We start from the raw sequence: 8,461 nt of genomic DNA, 5'->3' as shown, positions 1-8,461 counted from the left end.
GGCCGGGCAGGTCACATCGCAGCGTCGCCGGGCCGGCGGGCACCCGGCCCGCGGCGGCGGCCGGGAAGGCCCACGGCGGGACGGGGCCCGGGACGGGGCGGGGCCGCAGGGTGAGACCGCTCACGACGACGTACCTCCGTAGGTCAGGGCGACGCGGGCGCCCGGCGCGAGCCAGCGGCCCGCCATCTCCTTGATCGCGGTGCCGGTGACGGCGGCGGCGCGGCCGGGGGCGGTGAAGACCCGGGCCGGGTCGCCGAACTGGGTGGCGTTCTGCGAGAGCGCGTTGGCCAGCCCGGTCACGGTCTCGGTCTGCTCAAGGAAACCCCGCTCGGCCTGCGCGGTGGCGCGCGCGGTCTCGTCGTCGTCGGGGCCGCCCGCGACGAAGCGCTCCAGCTCCTCGTCCAGCACCGCGGCGATCTTGTCGGGGTCGGGGCCGATCGCGTCGACGATCGCCAGCGACTGCCCGGTCGCCAGCCGGGTCACGCCCGCCCACACCTCGGTGGCGATCTGGTCGCGGCGGACCATCCGGTCGTAGAGCCGCGAGCCGGAGCCGCCGCCGAGGATCTCCACCGCCAGCTCGGCGGCCTCGATGTCGTCGCCGCCGTCGGAGGGCAGGGTGAACAGCGCGAAGTAGGCCGGGGACGGGACGTCCTCGTCGAGCGTCTCACCGCGCACGCCCGACAGCGGGCCGAGGTCCCCGGGACGCGCGGCCGGCTGCTCGGGCCCGGCGGGGATGCCGCCGAAGTAGCGCTCGACCGCCTCCAGGGTCTTCTCGGGGTCCACGTCGCCGACGACCGACAGCACCGCGTTCCCGGGCGCGTACCAGGTGGAGAAGAAGTCGGTGCAGTCCTCCAGCGTGGTCGCGTTCAGGTCGTCCATCGAGCCGATGGGGGTGTGGGCGAAGGGGTGCCCGCCGGGGAACGTCAGCGCGCACAGCCGCTCGAAGGCGGTGCCGTACGGCTGGTTGTCATAGCGCTGACGGCGTTCGTTCTTCACGACGTCACGCTGGTTGTCCAGGTTGGCCTGCGTCAGTGCGGCGGGCAGCGTGCCCATCCGGTCGGCCTCCAGCCAGAGCGCGAGCTCCAGATGGCTGACCGGGACGGTCTCGTAGTAATTCGTGCGCTCGAAGGAGGTGCTGGCGTTGAACGCGGCACCGGCGCTCTCCAGAAGGGCGGCGTGCTCGCCCTCGGCGACGTTCGCCGACCCCTGGAACATCAGGTGCTCGAAGAGGTGCGCGAGCCCGGTGCGGCCGGCGCGCTCGTGCCTCGAGCCCACGCCGTACCAGAGGTTGACGGCGGCCAGCGGTACGACATGGTCCTCGCAGACCACCACGCGCAGGCCATTGCCGAGCGTGTGCTCATGCAGCGGCTGTTCTGCCACGGAGCGCTCCCGTCCGTTCGATCGATCGGCTGGCGGACAGCACCGCGCGTCGGTGGGACGGAGCCCAGGCGGCGGGCTTGATCTCTGTCTCACCGTACCGGGTGCCCGCGACCGAAGCGCGCCCGCGAGGGACCCCGCCCGGCCGGGCACGGATCCCGTTCTCCAGGCCGGACGCAAGGCGCGCGAGGAGGCCGGGCGAAGAGAGGCGCGGCCTCTGACCCGGGAGACCGCAATGGGTCAGGAGGCGGTGGGGCGGTGGGCCGCGATCGCGTCCTCCAGTGAGGGGTGCAGGACGAAGATCTTGGTGAGCTGGGTGACGTGGAAGACGCGGCGGACCCGGTCGTTGGCCCCCACGAAGGACATGGAGCCGTCCCGCGCGCGGAGCCGGTGGTAGATGCCGACCAGCACGCCCAGCCCGGTGGAGTCGAGGAAGGTCACCTCGCCGAGGTCCACGAGCAGGTGCGGGCCGCCGTTGTCGATGATGTCGAGGAGCGCCTCGCGCAGCCGGGGGCTGGTGAACACGTCGATCTCGCCGCTGATCTTCACGACGGTCAGACCGTGTTCCTCGCGATGCTCGACGGCGAAGTCCACCGGTGCTCCCTTCCTGCCGGTCGTCGGGAGAGTGCCCTATACCCAGTGGGAGGCATTACTACCCCCGCAGGACACCCAGGTGTCCGTCAAACCTGCGTCCGGTCAGGCGGCAACGCGAATATGGGAGGTCACGGGGAGCGGAACAGCGCCCAGACGACCTTGCCGTGGGGCAGGGCCCGCCAGCCCCACCGGACGCTGAACGACTCCACCAGGTGGAGGCCCCGGCCGGTCTCGGCGATGTAGTCGGGTTCCTTGCGGCGGGGCGCCGCCCCGCTGGCGTCGATGATTCCGCACAGCAGCCAGGGCGCCCGGTACACGAGCCGCAGGCGTATCGCCGACGGGGCGGAGCCGAGCGGGTCGGCCGGGTCGTCGTACACGCCCTCGCGGTGCACGTCGTCCCCGGGCCGCCCGCCGGTCACCCGGCCGCTGTGCCGCAGCGCGTTGGTGACGAGTTCGGAGACCACCAGGCCCACGTCGTCGGCCAGGGCCGCCACGTTCCATTCGCCGAGCCGGGACAGGGCGAAGTGCCGGGCGTGCGTCACCGACTCGGGGTCGGGGTCGACGACGAAGGAGACGGTGGGCCCCGTCATCTGGGTGAGGGCCGTCAGCGCCGAGTCCAGGCGCGGGGGCAGGTCGGATGATTCGGGTACTGGCGTCGAGTGCACGACATGGTCCTGTGGGTTCGCCGACCCCACGACGGGGCCGAGCTCCCACCGCGTGTCGTCGTGCGCATGGCGTGGCGTCATTCCCCGGACCCCGCAGAGTGATCTCGATGTGCAGCCGTGGCTCGGAAGTCTCGTGCGTTATCCTACGCATCGTAGCGTGCGAATGCAAGGCCCAATGCACGTGCATTCGCCTTGTACGGGTGCGGGGCGACGCGGATGCGCACGGGCGATCGGAGGTAACCGCAGGACACGGAGGCCAGTGGCACACTAGGTTCGCTGTCCGCCAGATAGCCGGGAGGTTGGGCGTGACTCCAGAGACGCCGGGAAGCGGGTCGACGGTTCGTCGGATCCTGCTCGGGTCGCAACTTCGCCGCCTGCGGGAGGCCAAGGGCGTGACCCGTCAGGACGCCGGCTACGTCATCCGCGCGTCGGAGTCCAAGATCAGCCGCCTGGAGCTGGGGCGGGTCAGCTTCAAAGAACGAGACGTGGACGACCTGCTCACGCTGTACGGCGTCGGCGACAAGGCCGAGCGCGAGTCGCTGCTGCAGCTCGCGCGGGAGGCCAACACCCCCGGCTGGTGGCACCGGTACAACGACGTCCTGCCCGGCTGGTTCCAGACCTACGTGGGGCTGGAGGAGTCGGCGGCGCTGATCCGCACGTACGAGCTGCAGTTCGTCCCGGGACTGCTGCAGTCGGAGGGGTACGCGCGTGCGGTGATCCGCCTGGGCAACGCCGGGGCCGCCGAGCAGGAGATAGCCCAGCGCGTCGAGCTGCGCCTGCAACGCCAGGAGCGGCTGACGGGCCCGGAGGCGCCGCGCCTGTGGGCGGTCCTGGACGAAGGGGCGCTGCGGCGCCCCATCGGCGGTCCGGAGGTGATGCGGGGCCAGTTCGAGCACCTCATCGAGATGTCCAAGCTCCCCAACGTCACCATCCAGATCATGCCGTTCAGGTTCGGCGGCCATGCCGCCGAGGGAGGCGCCTTCACCATCCTGCGCTTCCCCGAGCAGGACCTGCCGGACGTGGTTTACGTCGAGAACCTCACCGGCGCGATGTACCTGGACAAGCGCGATGACGTCGATACCTACCTTCAGGCGATGGAACGCCTGTGCGTCGACAGTGCTACCCCGGAGCGCACGGTGGAGATTCTCGGTGATCTTCTCAGAGAGACATGATGCTCCAGACCCAACACGGCCATATCAAGGCCGGCTCGAACGACTATGACAACGGGATGCCCGCCACCAAGCTGCACGGCGCGCGGTGGCTGAAGTCCCGGCGAAGCAACTCCCAGGGGAACTGCGTCGAGATCGCCGAACTGCCCGGCGGGCAGGTCGCGATGCGCAACTCCCGCCACCCCGAAGGACCCGCCCTCATCTACACCCGCCCCGAGATCGAAGCCCTCATCCTTGGTGCCAAGGACGGCGACTTCGATCACCTCATCGCCTCCCGTAACTGAACACTCCTGGAAAACCGCCAACAGAACACCGCCTGAGATCCCCGAGGATCGGCGGGTGATTCGCCGAAATCGCGGCGGGTCGGCTCCGGTGCACCGAACGTCGACCCGTCCGCAGCCAGAGGCAGAGGCCACCCCGGCGCGGGGGTGGCCTTTTTCATGGTCAGCCGCAGTTGCCCCAGGGCGACTCCGCCCCGTCCCCTCCGAAGCGGACGCACTGGCTGGGCGCGGACACGAACACCGGGCCCGCGTACCACTCGAACGCCCCGCCGTCATTGATCTGGCCCCCGCCGGTGCGCTGGATCCAGACCGACACCGGGGACTTCTTGCCCACGTTCACGGTCTTCATCGTGACGGCGCAGTTGTAGCCGGAGCTGTTGTAGAGAAGGTAGACGGTGCCCCCGGAGGCGGGGACGGAACGCTGGACGTAGTAGCCGCCGCCGTGACCGCCGGTGTTGCACACGGCCTGCGGGGTGTACTTGTTGGGCGGTTCCGGGGCGGTGGCGGGACCGGGCCCCGAGGTCTTCTTGCCGTCACCCGGCCGTTTGTGGTCCGGACGCCGGCCGTGCTTCTTGCCGTCCTGCTTCGAGCCGGGCTTCTTGGTGGCCTCGCCCGGCCCGCTCTTGCCCGCCGTCCCGTCCTGCGGGGCGACTTTCTGCTGCTCGGGCGCGGTGAGCGGCCGCTCTTCGCCGCCCCCGCCGTCAGACCGGGTCGCGGCCCACACGCCTCCGCCCGCGAGGAGCGCGGCCACGGCCGCCGCCGCGGCGAGCGGCACCAGCCGCGCGCGCCGCTTCCCCTCCCCGTCGCGTTCGGGCGGCCGGCCCGGAGGCGGTGGCGTTCCCGGCCCGCCGTGCCCGTAGGGGGAATGCGGCGTCGTATCACCGTACGGGGGCGGTTGCGGAGCCGTCCTGGTGCGGGGGCCGGACGGATCGGTGACAGGGTCGGCCGGCGGGGCCGTCCCAGCCATCGCGACGGTCGCGACACTAGAGGCCGCCGGGCCCGCAGACCCGGGAAAGACGGACGGCGCGACGGCCGTGGCCCCGCTCGCGGCCCCGACGAGACGCTCCTGCGCCTGGCGGGCCGTGAGCCGCCGTCCGGGCTCCTTCTCCAGGCACGCCAGAACCACCTCGCGCATGGGGTTCGGCAGGTCGCCCAGGTCGGGCTCACCGGTCAGGATCCGGTGCATGACCATGGCCATCTCGTCATTGCCGAACGCGGGACGCCCGGTGGCGGCGAACACCATGGTCGTCCCCCAGGCGAACATGTCCGACGCGGGGCCGACCTCTCCACCGGTGAAGTGCTCGGGCGCCATGTAGGCGGGCGTGCCGACGTTCTGCGTCTCACCCGCCGCGCCCAGCGCGCGCGCCACGCCGAAGTCGATGACGCGCGGGCCGTCCGGCCCCATCATCACGTTGTGCGGCTTGAAGTCGCGGTGGACGATCCCCGCCTGATGGATCGCGGTGAGCGCGGTCAGGGTGCTGACGGCGAGCCGCTCCAGCGCCCCGCCCGTGCGCGGGCCCTCCTCGCGCACCACGCGGTGCAGGGAAAGGCCCGGAACGTACTCGCTGACGATGTAGGGCTGGTCTCCCGCGACGTCGGCGTCCAGGACCTGCGCCGTGCAGAACCGGGCCACGCGCTTGGCGACCTCAAGTTCGCGGACGAAGCGCGCCCGCGCCGACTCGTCCCCGGTGAGCCCGCCGTGCAGGAGCTTGATCGCCACGTGGTCCGCGGTGCCGCGCGCCCCCGGCGCCGTGGGGCGACCCAGGAAGACCGCGCCCTGGCCGCCCTCGCCGAGCCGGCCCAGGATCTCGTACCCGCCCAGCCTGGCCGGGTCGCCCGACCGCAGCGGATGGGCGTCCGGCGTCGTCCTGTCCGTCACACCACTCGCTCCCCGTCGCTCCCGGCTCGTCCGTCGAAACTGTGTGCCAGACGAGGGTACGGCCTCCCGGAACCGGATGATCAAAGGTCTGATCAGAAGGACGCGCGACCGTCGGACGACGGTGATCGTGCCATCCTCGATGGCGGCGCACGGCTTGGTGCGGTCTGTCGGACGTGGTCATTGCCCCTCCCGGCTAACTGGACTACAGTCCGATTGAATGGATGGAGGGAACGTCGATGGACCATGGTCCAGTCGGTGGGGGCCTGGAGCTCATGCGGACGCCACCGCCCAAGGAGCGGGCCGACGCCGCGCGCAACCGCGCGAAGGTGCTCGCCGCCGCCGCGGGGCTCTTCGCCCGCGAGGGTGTCGAGTCGGTGTCGATGGACGCGGTGGCCGCCGCCGCTGGCGTGGGAAAGGGCACCCTCTTCCGCCGCTTCGGGGACAAGGCGGGCCTCGCCGCGGCGCTCCTCGACGAGCGTGAACGTGAACTCCAGGACGCGATCCTCTCCGGCCCCGCGCCCCTCGGGCCGGGACGGGCCGACGAGACAGTCTCCCCGTCCACGCGCCTGCGCGCCTTCGCCGACGCCTACCTGGACTACGCGCTGGACCATCTCTCCCTGGTGCGGATGTCGGAGACGGCGTCTCCCGGGGCGCGCTACCGGATCGGTGCCTACCGCTTCTGGCACCGCCACCTGACCGTCCTACTGGACGATGTCCCAGACGGAGAGGCCCTCGCCCACACGCTCTTGGCCGCGCTAGGGGCAGAGCACCTCACCGCAATGGTGGAGACCGTGGGCGCGGAACGCGCGCACGCCGCCGTCCGCACCCTCTTCGAGGCCGTCAGCCCCGAGACCTCCTGAAGCGAACGGCCCCGGAAACGCCCGGAGCCCCCGTGAGATCACGGGGGCTCCGGGCGTCGGGGCCGGATGTGGCCACCGGCTCGGTCAGGCCGGGTCGGGCGACGGGCGGCGGACGCCGTCCACCCGGCCGTCCGCGTGGCCCGGTGGACCCTCCGGGGCATGGTCGCGTTCTAGACGCGCCGCCACCGCGAGGGCGCGCAACGAGGTCGATTTCACGTGTTTGCGGTTGGTACCGGCCTTGGGCCTGAGGATGCTGCTGGCCATGGGGCGCCTCCGGGGTCGAGATGGACCAGAAGTGCTACCCGTTCCGAGCGGGGTTCGCACATGTGGTTGCAACCGCAAGATCACACCGGCTATTCCGAATGATCGTTCCTTTTTCCGCGCGGGACCGTCCCGGCGGGGGTTCCGGGATCCTCTACAGTCGGTCGCCGGGCCAACCGAGTGGGGAGAGGCGATGCGTGCGACCGGGCTCGTGGCGGCGGGCATGATCATGGCGGTCGGCGCACCGCCGGCCCTCCTTCCCGCCACCGCGCACGCCGCGGGGCCGCTCCAGGTGGCGCTCGCACCGAAACCCACCGCGACGAAGCCGAAACCGACCGCGACGAAGCCGAAGCCGACCGCGTCGAAGCCGTCCGCGAGCGCGTCGCCCGCGCCCCGTCCGTCCGCGAGCACCCCTCCGGCACCTCCGCCGGCCGCCTGCGACCCGCCCCGGGGCCGTGACGCGCCGGTCGCCGAGCCGTGGGCGCGCAGGCGGCTCGCGTTCGCCCGCGCCTGGCGTTTCACCCGCGGCGAGGGCGTGACCGTCGCCGTGGTCGACAGCGGCGCCGACACCGCCCACCCGATGCTGGCCGGGCGCGTCGCCCGCACCGTCGACCTCACCGGCACCGGCGGCCGCGACTGCGCCGGGCACGGCACCGGCGTGGCCGCGCTGGTCGGCGGACGCGACCTCGGCGACCGCGGGATCCCGCTGAGCGGCGCCGCCCCCGCCGCGCGGCTGCTGGTCGTCAAGCAGCAGAACGCGGACCGCGACGAGGACGGGGGCGACCGGCTGCCCGCCGCGATCCGCGCCGCGGCCGACGCGGGGGCCCGCGTCGTCAACGTCTCGATCCGGGCCCGTCCCACGCCCGCCCTCGAACGGGCCGTCCGCTACGCGCAGGGCCGCGACGCCGTGATCGTCGCCGCCGCGGGCAACGCCCCGGACCGCAACGGCGACGACGGCCCCGCCTACCCGGCGGGCTACCCGGGCGTGATCTCCGTGGCCTCCCTGGGCGCGGACGGAGGCCGGGCGGAGAGCTCCGGCCTGCAGACCCGCGTGGACGTCGGCGCCCCCGGCAGGGACCTCGCCGTCGCCTGGCCGGGCGGCGGCTACGACCTCCAGGCCCAGGGGACGAGCTACGCGGCCGCCTACGTGTCGGGCGTGGCGGCCCTGGTCCGGTCCCGCCACCCCCGGCTCGGCCAGGAGCAGGTCGTGCGGCGCATCCTCGCGACGGCCGACGGCAACGCCGGCGCGGGGACGGGCCGGGGCATGGTCAACCCGGTGCAGGCCGTGACCGCCGTCCTGCCGGGGGAGGCGGCGCCGGGCCCGGCGCTCGCGGCCCGTCCGCCAGACGCGGCGGCACCGGCCGAGCCCAGGCCC

The 8,461-nt window shown here is 72.7% G+C and carries 9 protein-coding genes; 4 read left to right on the top strand and 5 right to left on the bottom strand.

Annotated elements, in window-relative coordinates; genetic code table 11:
• Positions 1–120: 120 nt before the first annotated feature.
• The 3 genes from E1291_RS35455 to E1291_RS35445 all read right to left on the bottom strand — a co-directional run bounded on the left by E1291_RS35455 (position 121) and on the right by E1291_RS35445 (position 2,717).
• Complete coding sequence (locus E1291_RS35455) at positions 121–1,380, bottom strand: M16 family metallopeptidase (RefSeq protein WP_131742428.1); 1,260 nt, start codon at positions 1,378–1,380, stop codon at positions 121–123.
• A gap of 237 nt (positions 1,381–1,617) precedes the next feature.
• Positions 1,618–1,971: an STAS domain-containing protein gene (locus E1291_RS35450; RefSeq protein ID WP_131742427.1), complete on the bottom strand. Its 354-nt coding sequence runs from the start codon at positions 1,969–1,971 to the stop codon at positions 1,618–1,620.
• Positions 1,972–2,099: 128 nt separating this feature from the next.
• Positions 2,100–2,717 (bottom strand): ATP-binding protein, encoded by a 618-nt coding sequence (locus E1291_RS35445; RefSeq protein WP_242614579.1) that lies wholly within the window; start codon positions 2,715–2,717, stop codon positions 2,100–2,102.
• A 224-nt stretch (positions 2,718–2,941) separates the two neighbouring features.
• On the opposite strand from E1291_RS35445, the gene E1291_RS35440 reads away from it, so the two are divergent.
• Together E1291_RS35440 and E1291_RS35435 are read left to right on the top strand one after the other, a co-directional pair.
• Positions 2,942–3,808, top strand: a complete 867-nt coding sequence (locus E1291_RS35440) for a Sco1979 family transcriptional regulator (RefSeq protein WP_242614578.1) — start codon at positions 2,942–2,944, stop codon at positions 3,806–3,808.
• Complete coding sequence (locus E1291_RS35435) at positions 3,808–4,089, top strand: DUF397 domain-containing protein (RefSeq protein WP_370771088.1); 282 nt, start codon at positions 3,808–3,810, stop codon at positions 4,087–4,089. Before E1291_RS35440 ends, E1291_RS35435 begins: the two co-directional genes overlap by 1 nt.
• Positions 4,090–4,249: 160 nt before the next feature.
• Here E1291_RS35435 and E1291_RS35430 read toward each other — a convergent pair whose 3' ends face one another.
• On the bottom strand, positions 4,250–5,965 hold the full coding sequence (locus E1291_RS35430) for a serine/threonine protein kinase (protein ID WP_242614577.1): 1,716 nt from the start codon (positions 5,963–5,965) through the stop codon (positions 4,250–4,252).
• A gap of 236 nt (positions 5,966–6,201) precedes the next feature.
• Here E1291_RS35430 and E1291_RS35425 point away from each other — a divergent pair, with 236 nt between their 5' ends.
• On the top strand, positions 6,202–6,825 hold the full coding sequence (locus E1291_RS35425) for a TetR/AcrR family transcriptional regulator (protein ID WP_207401109.1): 624 nt from the start codon (positions 6,202–6,204) through the stop codon (positions 6,823–6,825).
• Positions 6,826–6,909: 84 nt separating this feature from the next.
• On the opposite strand, the gene E1291_RS42625 is transcribed toward E1291_RS35425, so the two are convergent.
• On the bottom strand, positions 6,910–7,089 hold the full coding sequence (locus E1291_RS42625; protein WP_165495451.1) for a hypothetical protein: 180 nt from the start codon (positions 7,087–7,089) through the stop codon (positions 6,910–6,912).
• Between the two features lie 190 nt (positions 7,090–7,279).
• Between E1291_RS42625 and E1291_RS35420 the strand changes: the two genes are divergently transcribed.
• The coding region (locus tag E1291_RS35420; RefSeq protein WP_165495450.1) for a S8 family serine peptidase at positions 7,280–8,461 on the top strand (1,182 nt) is incomplete at its 3' end.

Source organism: Actinomadura roseirufa, from assembly GCF_900659635.1.
GTDB classification, from domain to species: domain Bacteria; phylum Actinomycetota; class Actinomycetes; order Streptosporangiales; family Streptosporangiaceae; genus Spirillospora; species Spirillospora roseirufa.
The sequence above is the reverse complement of the archived record's forward strand: the minus strand, read 5'-3'. Positions and strand labels throughout refer to the sequence as shown.

Excerpts from the sequence above, each read along its gene's own strand:
- E1291_RS42625 (WP_165495451.1), bottom strand. The coding sequence starts at position 7,089 with ATGGCCAGCAGCATCCTCAGGCCCAAGGCCGGTACCAACCGCAAACAC.
- E1291_RS35435 (WP_370771088.1), top strand. The coding sequence starts at position 3,808 with ATGCTCCAGACCCAACACGGCCATATCAAGGCCGGCTCGAACGACTAT.
- E1291_RS35445 (WP_242614579.1), bottom strand. The coding sequence starts at position 2,717 with ATGACGCCACGCCATGCGCACGACGACACGCGGTGGGAGCTCGGCCCC.
- E1291_RS35425 (WP_207401109.1), top strand. The coding sequence starts at position 6,202 with ATGGACCATGGTCCAGTCGGTGGGGGCCTGGAGCTCATGCGGACGCCA.